Origin of the sequence: Paraburkholderia saeva (genome assembly GCF_907164555.1) — a bacterium.
GTDB lineage: Bacteria > Pseudomonadota > Gammaproteobacteria > Burkholderiales > Burkholderiaceae > Paraburkholderia > Paraburkholderia saeva.
On the sequence record NZ_CAJQZC010000009.1, the window covers coordinates 62,412 to 81,117 of the forward strand.

An 18,706-nucleotide genomic window follows, 5' to 3' on the forward strand; every position below is an offset into this window, starting at 1 on the left:
TCAGTCGCTCCCGGCGCCGGGCGGGTCCGGCGGCGTTTGCGCCGCGGCATCTCCTTCCGGGCTCGCAGTAGCCACGCCCGCGCGATCGAAGTGCCATTCGACAGGCACCCACGACACCGACGACGGCAAATCCGCCGGCAAACTCAGCGAAAGCGGCGGATAGTGCGCGAGCGCGCGCAGCTTCGGCGTCAGGTGCGTGCGGGCCGCATTGCGAAAGATCGGTTCCTGATCGGCGGGCAGCGCCGCGCCGGCTTCGCGCTCGATCAGCGCAGCGGCCGTAGCGGGCGTCAGCGTGACGATCGTGCGCGCGAGGCGCTGCGGCGCAAGCGTATCCGCGAGCGCGGGATAGCGCTTGTCGAGCACCGCGAGCGTGTCGTCGACGAGACGCGCGTCGGGCGAAAACACCACGTAGCCGTGCGCGAGCGCGAGCGTCACCGGGAAGTAGCGTTGCGCGGCAAGCTGTGCGCCGAACGGCGCCTTCGCGGCGACCGCCGTGCCCGAGCGGGCACTGACGGGCCGCTGCCAGACAGTGACCCCAGCGCCCTGCTCCTGCGTGGTTACCGGCAGACGACGGTATCCCGCTTGCTTGCCCGCCTTCACCTCATACGCGCCGATCACCTCGCCGAAGGCGCCGGCGAGAGCCGTCTTCAGCGCAGGATCGGCCGGCCTATCCGGCGACTTCAGGCGAGCGATGAAAACCGGCGCGACCAGCGTCGACTTCGCGTACCAGCACACCGCGGCCGGACCCGCGAGACGATCGCTGATTTGCGCCGCCGCTTGCGGACCGCCGGTGATGACATTGCCCAGCAGGCCCGCGACGTCTTTCCAGTCGACCGGCAGGCTCGCACACGCCGCCGGACTGGCCGGCAACGCGCGCCAGAGCCCGGCGCCGTTCCATTGCTGCGGCAGCCGCGCGGGATCGATCAGCGCCGACGTCTGCCAGCTCGCAGCCGCGCCCCCGGTCGACGAAAAATCGAACCGCAGTGCCACGATGCCGGAGAAAAACGCCTGATAGCCGAACGACAGATAATTCGCCGACACGGCCACACGGTGCCCCTTCAATGCGGCGGGCGACGCTTCGAGCCGGAATGCAGAGGCCGCATCGTCATGGCCGGACAGCAAGGTCGTCACAAGCTCAGCGCGTTCGCCGACCGGCGCATTGTCGGCGTCGAGCAGCACGCCTGGCGCCGACAGCACGACGAGGCGATCGTTCTTCGCCGCGAACAGCACGGTGCGGCCAACGGCGAGCCTCAGCGCGTAGACGGGCACCTCGCCCGACAGCTTCGCAACCTGGCTCAACTGCGTGTCGCTCGCGGCCACCGCGCCGAGCCCCTGCAACAGCTTCGCGAGTCCGTTGCGATGCATCGACATGATCCAGTAACCTGGACGGCCGTCCGGCGAGCGCCAGAGCAACACATGCGCGGGCTCGTCGAAGACGCGCCGGATGAGTTCTTCGCGCAGATCGAGTTGATGCTCGAATGCAAGCCGCCGGAGCGCGCCTTCCGCGGAAAGCCGGCTACTGTCCGATTCGTAATAGTCGACGAAGTCCTGCGTCAGCACGTCGTGCAGCAGCGGTACGCGCAGGATGTCGCGCGGCAGGCGCGACAACGCCTCGCTATCGATAATGACGTCGGGATGGTAAATGTCGAGAACAACTTCGGCCGTTTGCACTGCATGCCGTTTGCCGAAATGCCGCAGACCTGCCTGAATGACGACAGCCGCGATAATCAGGGCACCGGCTGCAATAAGGGCGATTTTCCTGCGCGACGTCTTCATCGGATTTGAATGCTTATTGTTGTCGCCCGACACTGCGTTCGGGAAAGCCGCGGACCGACACCCATATCAGCATCGAATCGTTGAATGCCAAACGTCACGCTGAAAACGATTGCCTGCTGACGCCCCCAGCGTTGTTGCGAATTGCGCCAGCGCGGCCTTTGCAGTCCTGCACGCGCCGCTGCGCCGGGCATCCAGCCTGCCTGTACAGGCCGCCGATCGAGGCGATCATAACCGATATTTTTTGGCGAAAACCGCGCCGGTCCGAAATTTGACACGGCTTAACAATTGCCTGATTCAAACGGGAAAATACCGGGATATTTCAGAACCGGGATACCCGAAGCGACCTGAGTGGCGACGTTGTCCGACCGCTTATATGCAACTCGAATAAAACCGTGCAACAGAAACCGGAATGGAGAATCCCGGCAACGAAGCGGATGCCTCGCGCAACGCAGTTATTTCTGTTTCTATTCTTCGCATCGGGTTTTCGTCCGGCCTCAGACCACATTCTTCTCAACAATCGGCCGGTTCTCCAGCACACGCGCAAAACCCAGCGACGACAGATCGAGCGTCGTATAACGCCCGTGCAGGATCAGCTCGCTGATGCCGCGCCCGGTCGCCGGCCCCTGCTGCAAACCGTGCCCGCTGAAACCGTTCGCGAAGATGCAATTATCGACATCGGGGTGATGCCCGATGATCGCGTTCTGGTCGAACACGTTGTACTCGTAATAGCCCGACCAGCTATTTTGCACACGCAGCGCCTCGAACTGCGGCACGCGATGCGCGAGCGCCGGCCAGATCACGTCGTCGAAGAGCGCGTGATCCACTTCGTCGAGCGGCAGATCGTCGGGATCGTTATCCGCCGAAGGCGACGTGCCGCAGATGAACGATCTGCCTTCCGGACGGAAATAAACGCCCGAAGGATCGATCAGCAGCGGACAGTGCGCCAGCTGCGCGGGCGAACTCACATTGAAGATGCTGCGGCGGCGCGCGAAAACGGGAATGTCGATGCCGACCATCGCCGCGACCGTGCGCGACCACGCGCCCGCCGCATCCACGACAACATCGCACGGATACGATTCGCCGTTCGACGCGATCACTTCGGTCACGCGTCTTCCCGTACGACGCATCGCGCTCACTTCGGCGGCCACGTAACGCGCGCCCAGCGCCTGCGCTTTCTTGCGCAGCGCCTGCACGAGGCCGTAGCCGTCGAACCAGCCTTCGCCCGATTCGCCGTATGCACCAGCGGCGAGGTCATCGGTATTCAACCAGGGAAAGCGTGTTTGCAGCGCCTCACGATCGAGCAGGCTGATGTTCGCGCCGAGGCGCTGCTGCAACGCATGATTCTCGCGCAGCGTGCCGAGGCCAGCGGGCGTCGCGAGAAACAGATAGCCGCCTTCGTGCAGATCGATCGAAGGCTTCGCGCCGTCGATCTCGAGCCGCTCACCGATAGAGCGCAGGAATTCGATGCCGTAGAGCGACATCTGGATCGAAAGCGGTGTGGAAAACTGCTGACGGATCGACGCCGCCGATAACGCCGACGACGATCGCGCGTAAGTCGGATCCCGCTCGATCACCGTGACGCTCACGCTCGGGTCAGACGCACGCAGAAAATAAGCAATCGAACTGCCAATGACGCCACCACCCACGACCACGACTCTCGAATCCACGTCTCACTCCGTGATGAAGCTGCGTGCCGGGCGCGCTGCGGCGCCCGGGCGGACGGCCTGAATGGCTAGCCGATGTTGAAGTCGATACCCTGCGCGAGCGGCAGCGCCGACGAGTAGTTCACCGTGTTCGTCGCGCGGCGCATATACGCCTTCCACGCGTCCGAGCCGGATTCGCGCCCGCCGCCGGTTTCCTTCTCGCCGCCAAACGCGCCGCCGATTTCCGCGCCGCTCGGCCCGATGTTGACGTTCGCGATACCGCAGTCGCTGCCCGCGCCGGAGACGAAACGCTCCGCTTCGCGCAGATCAGTAGTAAATACGCACGATGACAAACCATGCGCCGCCGCGTTGTTCGCTTCGACCGCTTCGGCGAAATCCGTGTAACGCAGCACGTACAGGATCGGCGCGAACGTTTCCTTCAGCACGACCGGCGTCTGCTTCGGCATTTCGACGAGCGCCGGGCGCACGTAGTAGCCGTTCTCGAAACCCTTCACTTCGACGCGCTCGCCGCCCGTGATCTTGCCACCTTCGCTCGTCGCCTGCTGCAGCGCTTCCTGCATGCGCGCAAACGACTGTCTGTCGATGAGCGGACCCATCAGCGTGCCCTTTTCGAGCGGATTGCCGATCGGCACCTTTGCGTAAAGCTGCTTGAGGCGCTCGACGGTCCGGTCATACACGCTCTCATGCACGAAGAGGCGCCGCAGCGACGTGCAGCGCTGCCCCGCCGTGCCGACCGCCGAGAACAGGATGCCGCGCAGCGCCAGTTCCTGATCGGCCGTCTGCGTGACGATGCCCGCGTTGTTGCCGCCGAGTTCCAGCAGCGAGCGGCCAAAACGCTTCGCAACTTCGACACCCACCGTGCGGCCCATTTCCGTGCTGCCCGTGGCGCTCACCACCGAAGCCCGCGGATCGGCCACGAGTTTCGCGCCGACTTCGCGTCCGCCATTGATCACGGCCGTGAGCCCGGCCGGCGCATCGCCGAATTCCTTCAGTGCTTCAGCCAGGATATGGTTGACCGCGAGCGCGGTGAGCGGCGTTTTCTCGGAAGGCTTCCAGATCACCGCGTTGCCGCAGACGAGCGCGAGTGCCGCATTCCAGGACCAGACCGCCGCCGGAAAGTTGAACGCCGAGATCACGACGCAGGTGCCCATCGGATGCCACGATTCCGCCATCCGGTGACCGGGGCGCTCCGATGCGATTGTCAGGCCGTACAGCTGGCGCGACAGGCCAACCGCGAAATCGCAGATGTCGATCATTTCCTGCACTTCGCCAAGCCCTTCCTGGAGGATCTTGCCGGTCTCCAGCGTGATGATGCTGCCGAGCGCCTGCTTCTTTTCGCGCAGCCGGTTGCCAAGGAGGCGCACGAGTTCGCCGCGACGCGGCGCCGGTACCTCGCGCCACGCGGCGAACGCCAGCTTCGCGCTGGCAAGCGCCGTGTCGACTTCAGCGGTGGTGTTGCTGGCCACGCGCCCGATCAGATCGCCGGTGATCGGCGAGTGCACGGCGATATCACCGGCTTCAGCCAGATGGGCAATGCCGAGATCGGCGAGGATGGTCGAAGCGTTCATGGCATGAATCCTTTAATTTCCAATACGAAAAAAAAGTAAGTTCGGAAACTATACACGGGGGGTTTTGGGCCGACAACCCCGGATCCGCCCGGGCATGCGGACATTTACGAGGTGTCGGGCCGAGAAGCAAGCCGGTCTGCGCCCGCGCCCATCCAGCACTGAAGTGCGCGCAGGCCGCCTCCAACTTGCGAAAACCGCTGGAGTTTCTTATCGGAAATTCCGTTTCAGGCGAATCGCAGGAAGACCTGAATCGCAATTGCGGCAATATTTTCTGATTTCTCTTAAAACATTGTCTCCAGAACCGATAACCAGGTGTAAACCATCACCGGATACATACATTTCTTCCGATGAATTGCTTAAAAGCGCTTAATCCATTTAACAGATCAGTATTTTTTTCTGATTACAGTTTCAGCAATTCATGAATACCTCTGGTTTAAGTCAACAATTCGCTTTCAGGATGCGTACAAACCCGAGTCATCGCGAGGCGCGAGGCGGCGGACAGGAGGGATAACTGGGTCTTTTTACGCCCTTTCGCGGAAGACCCTTTGCTAATCTATACGAGTAGCAAAAAATAAGTGTCATGGTTAGACTGCGCGGAATAGACCGCAATTGTGAAGTGCAACTGGCTCCAATAATTTCGCAAATCGGTAATTCGTGCGGATTTACATTTGCCTGATCAAACGATTTCGTCTGGAAACCCATGGCCCCAATTATTGATTACCTGCTGGATCGACAGGTTTCCCCTCAATGGCGCGGCGTGCTCGGTGCACTGGCTGCCGAATTCGAGACGCAGATTGGCCGCGATGACCTCCGGCAGCTGATGTACCGGGTGGGTTGCCGCTTTGCGGACGCGCACCCGCTGCCGCAATGCGGATCAACTGCCGATCTGGCGGACGCATTGAACGCGTGCTGGGATGAAACGGAATGGGGATTTGTCGAGCTTTCAGACGAATCGAATTACCTGCGCATCATCCATTTCTGCGCGCCCTTGCAGGCGTTCGGCACAGGCGCGCTGGCATGGACGCCCGCATTCTTGCAGGGCGTCTACCAGACATGGCTAAGCGCGCTTGGCGCCGAAGGGCTCGCCGTCGAACAGGCGAGCGACTTTAGCGCAGACGCAGTCATTGAATTCCGCCTGGGCCGCCATCCGGTTTAACGCAGTCAGGATGCGCCTTCCAGCAAACCATGAAAAAAATGCCGCACAGAACGGCACACAACAACGGGGCCGCCAGCGAGACAGCAACGAAATCAGGGACCACGCCACTATGACTTTATCGCGCGACATTCAAACGTTATTCGACCATTTCGGCGGGAATGCTGAGGACTATCAGGAGATCGGTCGGGAAAACGAAGCCCGCACGGCGCGCACGCGTTGGCCGCTTCTCGTCACGCTCGATCTGACGCAGCCGGAGATTCCGGCCGTGGCGCAGCGGCGCGAGCGCGCGCACACGGGCAATCTGTCCTCCACGGATGGCGAGCCGGGCGACGCTGCTTCGACCGCGGTTCCGCGTAGCCGTCCACTCTTTGCACGCGCGCATCGCCGTAACATTCCGCCCGTCGCAAATGTCGCGCTACCCGTCGCACCGACGGGCGCCCCGCGCTTTTCCGCTGCGCCTGACGCCACGCCCGAAGAGCAGGCGCCCCCGGGCGCCGCGGGCATGGCGTCTGCAGCGGGCGCGCCGGCTACGCTTCCTACGCATGCGCCGACGCCCTCGTCTGCTGCGATTCCACCCGCGCAGGCTCGCGCACGGCTGGCCACACCGGGCGCGAGCGCGCACGCCGCATCTTCGTTCGGCAGTTTCACACCCACCGCGCCTGCTGCTGCGCGTCCGATGATGCCGGCTGCCGCGGCCGCCCCGTCGATCCTCGGCAGGCTGTTCCAGCCGGCGGCGCCGCAGGCACGGCCGCAACCTGCATCACACGCTCCCTACGCGCCCCCCGTGCCCGCCGCGCCGTTGCAATCGATGTTCGACAGGCTGCGCGGCACGCCTTCGCACGCTGTCTTCGGCACGGCCGCGGCGCCCGCCGCGGCTGAGCGCAACGCACCGCGATCGCCTGCATCCCCGTCCGCGCCTGCCAGCAACGCCTGGCTCACCCGAGGTCCGCGCCGCCCATGAAAGTCATTGCCGTGGTGTCCGCCAAGGGCGGCGTCGGCAAAACGACGCTCGCGGCCAATCTCGCTTCCGTGCTCGCCGCACGCGGACGGCGCGTGATCGCGATCGACCTCGATCCGCAGAACGCGTTGCGCCTGCATTTCGGCGTCGCGCTCGACAGCATCGAGGGTCTCTCGCGCGCCACATTGAGCGGCGACTCGTGGCAGACCGTCATGATGGATGGCGCGGACGGCGTCACGGTGCTGCCGTATGGCGCCGTCGTCGAAGAAGACCGGCGCCGCTTCGAGGCGCATCTCGATCACGAACCGTCGTGGTTCGCGCAGACGCTCGCGTCGCTCGGCTTCGATCCGTCCGACATCATAATCATCGACACGCCGCCGGGATCGTCGACGTACACACGCAGCGCGCTGACGGCGGCCACGTTCGCGCTGAACGTCGTGCTCGCCGACGCCGCCTCGTATGCTGCGATTCCACAAATGGAGCGCATGCTCGCTGCGTATGCATCGCCACGCCCGGACTTCGCCGGCGAAGGCTATGTGGTGAACCAGGTGGACCAGTCGCGGCAACTGAGCAAGGATGTGCTGAAGGTGCTGCGCCAGTTGCTCGGCGCGAAACTCTTCTCAGGCGTGATCCATCAGGACGAAGGCGTCAGCGAATCGCTTGCCTGCGACACGACGGTCATTCACTACGACCCGCTCAGCCAGGCCGCCGCCGATCTGCGCGCATGCGGCGACTGGCTGCTGGCGTCGATCGATGCAGTAGGCATTTCGCCCAGGAGCGTTGCATGAGCACCGCATCTTCAGGCAACGACGCGCCGGCGAATCCCACTTCGCGGCTCGAGCGCTTCGCCGATTCGTGGATCTGGGGCGTGCGCCCGCTCAGCTTTCTGCTGACGTTGTTTGCGCTGGCCGCGCTCTGCTTCGTGTTCACCGTGCCGCTCGCGTTCACGCAGCAACTGGTGTTCGCAACGTGCTGCTTTGTCTGCGCGCTGCTCTTCCGGCGTCTCGAAGGCCAGTATGCAACGCTCGTGATGATCATGCTGTCGATCGCCGCGTCGGGCCGGTACATGTACTGGCGGCTCACGGCAACCACCTATTGGGAACATCCGCTCGACGCGATCTGGGGTCTGCTGCTCGTCGCAGCCGAGCTGTATTCGACGGTCGTGCTGCTGCTTGGCTACTTCCAGACGGCGTGGCCGCTAAAACGCAAGCCCATGCCCCTGCCCGCCTCGCGCGACGCGTGGCCCACCGTCGACGTGTTCATCCCGACGTATAACGAGCCGCTCTCCGTCGTCAAACCGACGATCTTCGCCGCGCTCGCGCTCGACTACCCGCACGACAAGCTGTCGATCCACGTGCTCGACGACGGCCGCCGCCCGGAATTCCGGGCGTTCTGCGAAGAAGTCGGCGTGAACTGGACGATCCGCACGCACAACCGTCACGCGAAAGCCGGCAACATCAATGAAGCGCTGAAGATCACGAACGGCGAATATCTGGCGATTTTCGACTGCGATCACATTCCGACGCGCTCGTTCCTCCAGATCGGCCTCGGCTGGTTCCTGCGCGACAAGCTGCTGTCGATGCTGCAGACGCCGCACCACTTTTTCTCCGCCGATCCGTTCGAGCGCAATCTCGGCACGTTCCGCAAGGTGCCGAACGAAGGCGAACTGTTCTACGGCCTCGTGCAGGACGGCAACGACCTGTGGAACGCGACGTTCTTCTGCGGCTCGTGCGCGCTGCTGCGCCGCTCGATGGTCGAGGAGATCGGCGGCATCGCGGTCGAGACCGTCACCGAGGACGCGCACACGGCGCTGAAACTGCACCGGCTCGGCTACACGACCGCCTATCTCGCGATCCCGCAGGCCGCCGGGCTCGCGACCGAAAGCCTCTCCGGCCACATCGGCCAGCGCATCCGCTGGGCGCGCGGCATGACGCAAATCTTCCGGATCGACAATCCGCTCACCGGCCGAGGCCTGAAGATCGGCCAGCGGCTGTGCTATCTGAACGCGATGATGCACTTCTTCTACGGCATCCCGCGGCTCGTGTTTCTGACAGCGCCGCTGTCGTATCTGTTTTTCGGCGCACACGTGATCGAAGCGGCCGCGAGCACGATCGCGATCTTCGCGCTGCCGCACATGATGCACGCGAGCATCACGAACTCGCGCATGCAGCGCGCCTTTCGCCATTCGTTCTGGGCCGAGGTGTACGAATCGGTGCTGGCGTCGTACATCACCGCGCCGACACTGCTCGCGCTGATCAACCCGAAGCTCGGCAAGTTCAACGTCACGGCCAAGGGCGGCAATATCTCCGACGACTACTTCGACTGGTCGATCTCGCGTCCTTACCTGATCCTGCTGATGCTGAACCTGCTCGGCTTCGTGGTCGGCATCGTGCATATCTGGCTGAACTGGGGCGTGCGCAGCGAAGTGCAGACCACCCTCCTGAACCTGGCATGGACCGGCTACAACATGCTGATTCTCGGCGCGAGCGTCGCGGCTGCGAGCGAGCGCCGCCAGATCCGCACGGTGCACCGCGTCGCGATGAAGATGCCGGTCATGCTCAGGTTCGCCACCGGCCGCACGCTTGCCTGCGAAACGATCGACTACTCGGAAGGCGGCGTCGGCGTGATCCTGCCGGCTGCCATCGAAGTGCCGATGCATGAGCGCGTCACGGTCTCGCTCTTTCGCGGCGACGAGGAATACGCGTTCCCCGCGACCGTGGGTTTCACGGCGCCCGGACGCGTGGGCCTGCGCTTTTCGGCGCTAAGCCGCGAGCAGGAATTCGAGTTCGTCAAAACGACGTTCGCGCGCGCCGACGCGTGGACCGGCTGGGCCGAAGGACGTCAGGCCGATACGCCGCTGCGCGGCCTGTCGCACGTGCTGCTGGTCGGCACGCGCGGCATCGCAGGGCTCTTCGAGCATCTGTACAACGACCTTCGATCCTGGATGGGAAGCCGCCCAGCCGACGTCAAGAAGTTAAAAACCAAAGACTGACTTATATGGGCAAAGGGATGGATAAAGGACGCCTTGACGACACGCAAGGCGCGTGCGGCACGACTTCGCGCGCGACGCATCCGCACTCACGCTGCCTCGTGCGGCCACTCGCGCTATGGCTCGCGTTTCAGACCCTCGCGGCGCCCCTGGCGTCGCTGGCGCTGGCGACACCTGCCCTCGCGGCATCGGATGCCGTCGTGGTCGCCCGTCCGGCAAGCGCCGTGAGCATCGCGGCGCCCACGGGCGCCTCGCAGAGCGCCGCGGGCAATCTGGTTGCCACAGGCGTGGGCGCCGTGCCCGCGCCCGGCCCCGCCGCTCCGTACAACCCGCAGACGATCGCGCAGCCCGCGCTGGCGATGCCCGCGCCCGCGCTTGCCGCATCGACGGTCAAGGCGCTCGGCATGCGCACGCCGACCACGGCCGAACCCGGCACGCTCGTGCCGGGCGGCCGCCGTCAGACGCTGTCGTTCGCCGATCTGGGCGCGCTCGATCCGCTGCAGTTGCGCGGCACCGAAGGGCAGAACGGCGTGCCGTTCTCCGTGCGCAGCGACGAAGTCGTGACCGGCGCGATCCTGCATCTGATCTACAGCTATTCGCCTTCGCTCTTGCCGAACATCTCGCAGCTGAAGGTGCTGGTGAACGGCGAAGTTGCCGCGACGCTGCCCGTGCCGCGCGAGCAGGCCGGTATGCTCGTAACGCGCGATGTGTCGATCGATCCGCGCTTCATCACCGAGTTCAATCATCTGAACGTGCAGCTGATCGGTCACTACACGCAGTCGTGCGAAGACCCGTCGAACTCCGCGTTGTGGGCGACCGTCAGCAACGCCAGTTCGCTCGACATGACGTATGCGTCGCTCGCGGGCAAGCCCGACCTCGGCGCGCTACCCGTGCCGTTCTTCGACCGTCGCGACGTGCGGCGACTCGAACTGCCGTTCGTGTTCGCGCAGAAGCCGGGCGCCGATACGCTCGAAGCGGCCGGAATCGTCGCGTCGTGGTTCGGCTCGCTCGCGGGCTATCGCGGCGCGCTCTTTCCGGCGCAGGTCGACAACGTGCCGCTGTCGGGCAACGTGGTCGTCTTCGCGACCCCCGACCAGCATCCGGCGGGCGTCAACGTGCCGGCCGTGTCGGGGCCGACGATCGCCGTGGTCGATCGCGAGGCACCGGCGCGCGGCAAGCTGCTGCTCGTGCTCGGGCGCAACGAGGCCGAACTGAAGACCGCCGCGAAGGCGCTCGGCATCGGCCAGAACGCGTTGAGCGGCCCGAGTGCGACGATCACGCAGCTCACCGAACTCGGCCCGCGCAAGCCGTACGACGCGCCGAACTGGCTGCCCGCCACGCGCGCCGTGCGTTTCGGCGAGCTGGCCGAAGCACGCGACCTGACTGTGTCGGGCTACGGCGCGGACGCCGTGCGCATCAACCTGCGCGTGCCGCCCGACCTCTTCATGTGGCACAGCAAAGGCGTGCCGATCGACCTGCGTTACCGCTACACCGTGCGCCCGACGCCAGACCGCTCGTCGCTGAACATCAGCGTGAACGACGGCTTCGTGCAGTCGCTGCGTATTCCGGCGGTGAGTTCGTCGATGTTCGATCTGGGCCGCTATTTTGGCCGCGTGCTGCCGGACAAGACCGCCGACGCGCGCCATGAAATCTATGTGCCGCCGCTCCTCCTCACGCCGCGCGCGCAGCTGCGCATGCACTTCTACTACGACGTGCCGAACACGGGCGAATGTCAGGGACGTCTGCTCGAAAACGTGGTCGGCTCGATCGATCCGAATTCGACGATCGACGTGTCGTCGTTCCCGCACTACATGGCGCTGCCTGACCTCGCGGCGTTCGCGAACAGCGGCTTCCCGTTCACGCGCATGGCGGACCTGTCGGAAACCGCCGTGATCCTGCCGAACGATCCGGGTTCGAGCGACTACAGCCTGTTCCTGCTCGAAATGGGCCGCATGGGCGCGTCGACGGGTTATCCGGTGACGGGCGTGACCGTCGCGCTGCCCGATCAGGTGGACCGCTTCGCGAACAAGGACCTGTTGATTCTCGGTGCGCCCGGGCGCCAGCCGCTCCTGCAACGGTGGGCGAAGTCGATGCCGTTTTCCAGCGACGGCGACGCCCGCACGTTCGAACTCTCCGACGTCGTGTTCAAGCTGGAAGACTGGTGGCATGGCGCACAGGGCGTCGAGCGCGCGCCGGCACGGGCCGATCTCACGCTCGTCAGCTCGAACGGCGATGCGCTCGTAACGGGCTTCGAATCGCCGCTCGGCAAGTCGCGCAGTGCAGTCGCGCTGATCAGCGCAGCCGGCCAGTCGGATGCGGACCTCACGTCGGCGCTGCTCGACAACGACGTCCTGCCGGAGATCCAGGGTGCGATGGCCGTGATTCACGGCCGCACGGTCACGGTGACGTCGAACGGCAATGCCTACTACATCGGCCAGCTGTCGCCGTTCGAGTACCTGCGCTGGGCGCTCTCGTCGCATCCGTTGCTGCTGGCGCTGGGCGGGCTCTTCGCCGCGCTCATCTTTGCCGCACTGCTTTACCGGACGTTGCGTGCCATCGCGACGCGCCGTCTGAGGGACTGACATGCAGGCGAGACTCAAACCGACGCCTGCCGCGCTCGTGTTCGGCGTCGCGGCGCTGGTCAGCGGCGCGACCTCCGCGGCCGCTGCGACAGCAACGCCTGCGCCGTCTGCTTCGCCAACGCAGACGCAGACGGGCGCGTGCGACTGGCCGTCATATCGCACGTTCGTCGCGCGCTTCGTGCAGGCCGACGGACGCGTGATCGACTTTTCGACGCCCACGCAGCAGACGACGTCCGAAGGACAGTCGTACGCGATGTTCTTCGCGCTCGTCGCGAACGACCGCGCAACGTTCGACCGCCTGCTCGGCTGGACACGCACGAACCTGGCGGCAAACCAGTTCGACCCGGCGAACGTGCGGCTGCCGTCGTGGCAATGGGGCAAAAAACCGGACGGCACGTTCGGCGTGCTCGATCCGAATTCCGCGTCCGACTCCGACCTGTGGATCGCGTACGACCTGCTGCAGGCAGGACGTCTGTGGAAAGAACTGGCGTACACGAAGCTCGGCGAGGCGCTCGCCGCGCAGATCGCGCGCACGGAAGTGAGCGACCTCGCGGGTCTCGGGCCCATGCTGCTGCCGGGCCCGAAGGGGTTCAAAAATGGCGCCGTCACGCGCCTGAATCCCAGCTATCTGCCGTTGCCGGTGCTGCGCGGTCTCGCGCACGACGCGCCCGGCGGCCCGTGGAACAGACTTGCCGACAATGCGCTGAAGCTGGTGAAGACCACTTCGCCGCGCGGCTTCGCGCCAGACTGGGCGGCATGGCGCGCGGGCCAGTTCGTCGTCGATCCGAAAAACGGCGATATCGGCAGTTATGACGCGATCCGCGTGTATCTGTGGGCGGGCCTCGCCGCTTCCGCCGATCCGCTCGCGAAGCCCTGGCTCGCCGCGCTCGACGGCATGCGCGAGCGCGTCGCGCAGACAGGCATTCCGCCGGAGAAGGTTGCCGCCACGACGGGCGTCGGCACCGGCGAAGGGCCGCTGTCCTACTGGGCCGCGCTGGCGCCCTATTTCCGCGCGCTTGGCGACGAGCGCGGCCTCGGTCTTGCTCGCACGCATCTCGCGGCGCTTGACGCGACAGGTCAGGGACGTGACCCTGTGTATTACGACCGCGTGCTCGGCCTCTTCGGCACCGGATCCATCGACGGCCGCTATCGTTTCGACGAAGCCGGCCGTCTCGTGCCAAGCTGGAGAAACGCATGCGACTGAGCACGCTCGCACTGGCACTGAGTCTCGCCACCCTGGGCGCCGCCACGTGCGCCCCTTCGGCGTTCGCGCAGGCAGCCGGCGGCGATCCCCTGAACGTGCTGATCGATCAGGGCAAATACTGGCAGGCGCATCATCGCGGCGACCTTGCCGAGCAGGCCTGGCTCAAGGTGCTGCGCATCGACGCGAAGCAGCCGGACGCGCTCTTCGGCATGGGCATGGTGCTCGCCGACCGCAAGGACGGCGCGGGCGCGCAGCAATATCTCGCGCGGCTGCGCCAGGTCGCGCCCGACTATCCGAACATCGACGAACTCGGCCGCCGGCTCGGCGAAACAAGCGTGCGCGACCAGACGGTCAACGACGCGCGGCGTCTCGCGCAGACCGGGCAAAGCGCATCGGCGGTACAGGAATATCAGCGCGCGCTGAATGGCAAGCCCGCCACGCCCGCGCTGCAACTCGAGTACTACCAGGCACTGGCTGCCACGCCGCAGGGCTGGGACGAGGCGCGACGCGGTCTCGAACAGCTCACACGCGACAATCCCGACGACCCGCACTACGCGCTCGCCTATGCACAGCATCTGACGTATCGCGACGTCACGCGTCGCGATGGCATTGCACGTCTCACGCGCCTTGTGAGCGACAGCACAGTCGGCGCCGCGGCGATCAAGAGCTGGCGTCAGGCGTTGCTGTGGCTCGACGCACGCCCGTCCGACGCGCCCCTTTACGAAGCGTATCTACAGGGCGCGGGCGGGGCCGACGCCACCGTGAAGGCGCGCTTCGACAGCATGGTCGAGCAGGACAAGGCCGCGCGCGGCCGTGCGCAGGAAAACGCCGCCGTGGATGCACGCGGGCGCACCATTGCCGACGGCTTCGCGGCGCTCGATCGCGGCGACCTGGTGAGCGCGCAGGCAAAGTTTTCGTCCGTGCTCGCGACGAATCCGAACGACGGCGATGCGCTGGGCGGCATGGGCATCGTCGCGCTGAAACAGGAACGCTTCCCCGAGGCACGCAACTACCTCGAACGCGCGTCGCGCGCGGGCAGCCCGGCGCGCTGGAAAGATGCGCTCACGAGCGCCACGTACTGGACCTACACGAGCGAAGCGATCGGCGCGCGCAGCAATGGCGAAATCGCGAAGGCGAAGTCGCTGTTCGAACGCGCCATCGCGCTGAATCCGTCGGACGTCACCGCGCAGGTGCTGCTCGGCGAGACCTTGCTGACGAACGGTGACCCACGCGGCGCGGAACAGGCGTACCGGATGGCGCTGCGTCGCCAGGCCGACAACCCGGACGCGATTCGCGGGCTGGTCGGCGCACTCGCGGCGCAGGGCCGCGGCGACGAAGCGCTCGCGTTCGCGAACGAACTGAACACCGAGCAGCAGGCGAAGGCCGGCGGCATCAACCGTCTGCGCGGCGAGGCGCAGGCCGCGCAGGCGCGCGCCGCCGAAGCGCGCGGCGATCTGGGCGCGGCGCGCAGTCTCTTCGAAGATGCGTTGCTGAACAATCCCGACGACCCGTGGCTGCGTCTGGACCTCGCGCGCATTTATGTGCGTCAGGGCGCGGTCGCGAACGCACGCAGCATGATGGACGGGTTGCTCGCCGCGCATCCCGACATGGTCGACGCGCTCTATGCGAGCGCATTGCTTTCGGCGGAAACGCAGGACTGGTCGGCGGGTCTGCAACAGCTCGACCGCATTCCGGTCGCCAAACGTACCGACGCGATGACCTCGCTGCAGCATCGGTTGTGGGTGCATCAGCAGGCTGATCTCGCGACACGCATGGCGCGCAATGGACAGACGCAGCAGGCGTACGCGACGTTGCGCGCCGCCGAACCCGTCGCGGGGGGCAACCCCGAACTGGCCGGCGTGCTGGCTTCGGCGTATCTCGAAGCCGGCGATCAGAACCGCGCGCTGTCGCTCGTGCGCAGCGCGATGGCTTCCGCGCCTGGCGACACAGGCTTGCTGCTGCAATACGCGGGCATCCTGCTCGCGACCCAGCAGGACGTCGAACTCGGCAACGTGATGCGCCGCCTTTCGTCGATGCAGCTGACGCCGGAGCAGCGCACCGACTTCGAGAAGATCAATCTCGCGATCGTCATCCGGCAGGCGGACAGCGTGCGTCAGCGCGGCGACCTTGCGAGCGCGTACGACGTGATCGCGCCATGGCTTGCCGCGATGCCGGACAATCCCGATCTGCAGGCCGCGCTCGGGCGCCTGTATTCGTCAGCCGGCGACGACCGCAATGCGCTCGCGAGCTATCGCGTTGCGCTAACGCGGCGCCCGGACGACCTGAACCTGCAGCTCGCGGCGGTCGCGGCGGCGACGGGTGCGAAGAGTTTTCGCTACGCCGAACAGATCATGAACCAGGCGCTCCAGGCTGCGCCCGACGATCCCCGTGTGCTCGCCGCAGCGGGCCGGATGTATCGCGCGGAAGGCAAGCTTTCGCTCGCTTCGACCTATCTGCAACGCTCGCTGGTCGCGGCCAATACGCCCGTCGGCGGCACGGGTGCGCGCAGTGCTTCCGGCCAGCAGGGCAACGTCCCGCGCGGCTGGGAAGTCGCGATGCGCAGGATTGGCGCGACGCCGCTGCCCGGCACAAATCCGTTCGAAGGCAAGACGGCAATCGACCAGCCGTCCGCCATGACGGTGCCCGCTTCCACGCCGCCCGCGCAGTCGCGCGGACTCTTCGTCGGCTGGATCGCCGCGCCCCAGGCCGCCGCGCCCGGTTATGCGCAGCCGTCCGCCGCGCAACCTTCCTGGCCGCAGCCAACCACATCGACGCAAACCGTGCCGACCTATCCGCCGCCCCCGCAACCCGCGCCCTATGTGGCGCCCTACGTCGCGCCCGGCGCACCGAACGTCGCACCCGGCGTCCCTCATTCGAGCGCTTACCCAGACAGCTACGGGCAGGACATGACCGGCACGAGCCAGTCGGGCGGCCCCGGCGCTGCGCCGTTGCAGCCGTATCCGGGACAGGGCGGCGTGCAGCAGCCGTCCTACGCACCTGCGGCACCGTATCCGCAGCAGCAACAGCCGTATCCGGCACCGGACACGTATGTGAGCACGCCGTGGCCGATGTCGCCTGCCGCGCGCGAAGCACAGGCCAACGCAGGCTCGATGCCGCTGCCGAACGGCGCTTATGGCCCGGCGCCGACGACGGGTTCGAAACGCGCGTCGTCCAGCAAGAAGCAGACAGCCACGCGCAATGCCACCGCGAACCGCAACGCAACGAACGCAGGACAGGCCTACCCGCAGCCGCCATATCCGCCCCAGCCGGTGTACGGGCAGCCGGCCTATCCGCAGCAGCAGCCGGTGTACGGTCAGCCGTATCCGCAGCAACCTGCGTATGGACAGCAGCCTTATCAGCAACAGCCGGTGTACGGACAGCAGCCCTACCAGCCCTACCCGCCGCAGCAGGCGTACGCACAGCAACCGTATATTCCGCAGCCGCCGGCCGGCTACGCCCAGCCGTACTATCCGCCGCAACCGGGCGCGCAGGGCAACAACGCCCCGATGACGCCCGCACGCATCGCGAGCGCGCAGACACTGGGCGTCGCCGAAGAGCTCGCGCAGGTCAACCGGGAGCAGTCGAGCACGCTCTCGGGCGGTCTCACGTTCCGCAATCGCGAAGGCGAGGACGGCCTGTCGAATCTCACGGATATCGAAGCGCCGATCCAGGGGCGCATCAAGGCGGGCAACGGTCACGTCGTCGTCACGGCGACACCGGTGACGCTCGACGCCGGCACAGCCGCAGGCGATCTGCCGACGCTCGCGCGGTTCGGCTCGGGGCTCTCGTCGCCCGCGCTGGCGTTTCCGGACAACGTCAAGAACCTGTCGAACAACTACGGCTCGCAGCACGCGAGTGGCGTGGGCCTCAGCGTCGGTTACGAAAGCCGCAGCATCGAGGCCGATGTCGGCGTAACGCCGATTGGCTTCCAGGAGACGAATATCGTCGGCGGCGCGAAGTACAACGGCGGCATCACCGACAAGGTGTCGTACTCGCTCGCCGTCGCTCGCCGCGCGGTGACCGACAGTCTGCTGTCGTACGCCGGTGCGCGCGACTCGGGTGCGAATCTCGAATGGGGCGGCGTCACGGCGAGCGGAATTCGCGGCGACCTCGGATGGGACGACGGCACGAGCGGTATCTATCTGAATGCCGCGTTCCAGTACTACGAGGGCGATCACGTAGCAAAGAACTACGCTGGCAAGGGCGGCGGCGGCGTCTATACGCGCGTGTACAAGGATGACGACCAGGTGTTCACCGTCGGCGTGAATACGACGCTCATGCACTACGACAAGAACCAGTCGTTCTACACGTATGGCCAGGGCGGCTACTTCAGTCCGCAGCAGTATGTGATCCTGAACCTGCCGGTCGAATACATGGGCCGCAACGGCCAGTTCACCTATGACCTGAAGGGCTCGATCGGCGTGCAGCATTACCGCCAGAACGCGACGGACTACTTCCCGCTCGATCCGGGTATGCAGAACCAGGCCGCTTCGAACATGAACGGCGTCACCACGGCGACGCTCGACAAGAATGCGGTCTACCCCGGCCAGAGCAAAACCGGTGTGTCATACGCGCTGAACGCGACGGGGGAATATCAGCTCGCGCCGCAGGTCGCATTCGGCGCGACGGCCTCGTTCGGCAACGCGTACCAGTACCGCGAGTGGATCGCAGCGGTCTATGTGCGCTACAGCTTCACGCGGCAGGCAGGGCTTCAGCCGTTCCCACCGAGCGCGTTCACGTCGCCGTATCTGTCGTTGTCGAACTGATCGGGTGAGTTTCGTTGCGATCCCGGTGCGCGTGTAGCACCTG

The 18,706-nt window shown here is 65.7% G+C and carries 10 protein-coding genes; 7 read left to right on the forward strand and 3 right to left on the reverse strand.

The features are described 5' to 3' along the window. From LPA36_RS21705 to amaB, 3 genes are all read right to left on the reverse strand, one after another. Nucleotides 1-1,776 (reverse strand): DUF2138 domain-containing protein, encoded by a 1,776-nt coding sequence (locus LPA36_RS21705; protein ID WP_228881296.1) that lies wholly within the window; start codon nt 1,774-1,776, stop codon nt 1-3. Nucleotides 1,777-2,270: 494 nt separating this feature from the next. Next, nucleotides 2,271-3,443: an NAD(P)/FAD-dependent oxidoreductase gene (locus LPA36_RS21710; RefSeq protein ID WP_228881306.1), complete on the reverse strand. Its 1,173-nt coding sequence runs from the start codon at nt 3,441-3,443 to the stop codon at nt 2,271-2,273. Nucleotides 3,444-3,508: 65 nt separating this feature from the next. After that, nucleotides 3,509-5,008, reverse strand: a complete 1,500-nt coding sequence (gene amaB / locus LPA36_RS21715; protein ID WP_228881317.1) for an L-piperidine-6-carboxylate dehydrogenase — start codon at nt 5,006-5,008, stop codon at nt 3,509-3,511. A gap of 700 nt (nt 5,009-5,708) precedes the next feature. Between amaB and bcsD the strand changes: the two genes are divergently transcribed. The 7 genes from bcsD (at nt 5,709) to LPA36_RS21750 (ending at nt 18,663) form a co-directional block, all read left to right on the forward strand. Continuing rightward, a complete protein-coding gene (gene bcsD / locus LPA36_RS21720) occupies nt 5,709-6,164 on the forward strand; it encodes a cellulose biosynthesis protein BcsD (protein WP_228881320.1) in 456 nt (151 codons plus the stop codon). A 109-nt stretch (nt 6,165-6,273) separates the two neighbouring features. Next, nucleotides 6,274-7,125, forward strand: coding sequence for a cellulose biosynthesis protein BcsP (gene bcsP / locus LPA36_RS21725; protein ID WP_228881323.1), 852 nt, complete (start codon nt 6,274-6,276; stop codon nt 7,123-7,125). Next, complete coding sequence (bcsQ, locus tag LPA36_RS21730) at nt 7,122-7,910, forward strand: cellulose biosynthesis protein BcsQ (RefSeq protein ID WP_228881325.1); 789 nt, start codon at nt 7,122-7,124, stop codon at nt 7,908-7,910. The genes bcsP and bcsQ overlap by 4 nt, the downstream gene beginning before the upstream one ends. Continuing rightward, the gene (gene bcsA / locus LPA36_RS21735) at nt 7,907-10,114 is read left to right on the forward strand and encodes a UDP-forming cellulose synthase catalytic subunit (RefSeq protein WP_228881328.1); all 2,208 of its coding nucleotides are present in this window, start codon (nt 7,907-7,909) and stop codon (nt 10,112-10,114) included. The genes bcsQ and bcsA overlap by 4 nt, the downstream gene beginning before the upstream one ends. Before the next feature lie 17 nt (nt 10,115-10,131). After that, nucleotides 10,132-12,693: a cellulose biosynthesis cyclic di-GMP-binding regulatory protein BcsB gene (gene bcsB, locus LPA36_RS21740; protein ID WP_228881330.1), complete on the forward strand. Its 2,562-nt coding sequence runs from the start codon at nt 10,132-10,134 to the stop codon at nt 12,691-12,693. Between the two features lies 1 nt (nt 12,694). Then, the gene (gene bcsZ / locus LPA36_RS21745) at nt 12,695-13,897 is read left to right on the forward strand and encodes a cellulose synthase complex periplasmic endoglucanase BcsZ (protein ID WP_228881341.1); all 1,203 of its coding nucleotides are present in this window, start codon (nt 12,695-12,697) and stop codon (nt 13,895-13,897) included. Then, the gene (locus LPA36_RS21750) at nt 13,888-18,663 is read left to right on the forward strand and encodes a cellulose synthase subunit BcsC-related outer membrane protein (protein WP_228881344.1); all 4,776 of its coding nucleotides are present in this window, start codon (nt 13,888-13,890) and stop codon (nt 18,661-18,663) included. Before bcsZ ends, LPA36_RS21750 begins: the two co-directional genes overlap by 10 nt. The last annotated feature ends 43 nt before the right edge of the window (nt 18,664-18,706 follow it).

What these genes read in the sequence shown, in the direction of transcription:
- LPA36_RS21705 (WP_228881296.1), bottom strand. Translation starts at nt 1,776, where the DNA reads ATGAAGACGTCGCGCAGGAAAATCGCCCTTATTGCAGCCGGTGCCCTG.
- amaB (WP_228881317.1), bottom strand. Translation starts at nt 5,008, where the DNA reads ATGAACGCTTCGACCATCCTCGCCGATCTCGGCATTGCCCATCTGGCT.
- bcsD (WP_228881320.1), top strand. Translation starts at nt 5,709, where the DNA reads ATGGCCCCAATTATTGATTACCTGCTGGATCGACAGGTTTCCCCTCAA.
- bcsP (WP_228881323.1), top strand. Translation starts at nt 6,274, where the DNA reads ATGACTTTATCGCGCGACATTCAAACGTTATTCGACCATTTCGGCGGG.
- bcsQ (WP_228881325.1), top strand. Translation starts at nt 7,122, where the DNA reads ATGAAAGTCATTGCCGTGGTGTCCGCCAAGGGCGGCGTCGGCAAAACG.
- bcsA (WP_228881328.1), top strand. Translation starts at nt 7,907, where the DNA reads ATGAGCACCGCATCTTCAGGCAACGACGCGCCGGCGAATCCCACTTCG.
- bcsB (WP_228881330.1), top strand. Translation starts at nt 10,132, where the DNA reads ATGGATAAAGGACGCCTTGACGACACGCAAGGCGCGTGCGGCACGACT.
- bcsZ (WP_228881341.1), top strand. Translation starts at nt 12,695, where the DNA reads ATGCAGGCGAGACTCAAACCGACGCCTGCCGCGCTCGTGTTCGGCGTC.
- LPA36_RS21750 (WP_228881344.1), top strand. Translation starts at nt 13,888, where the DNA reads ATGCGACTGAGCACGCTCGCACTGGCACTGAGTCTCGCCACCCTGGGC.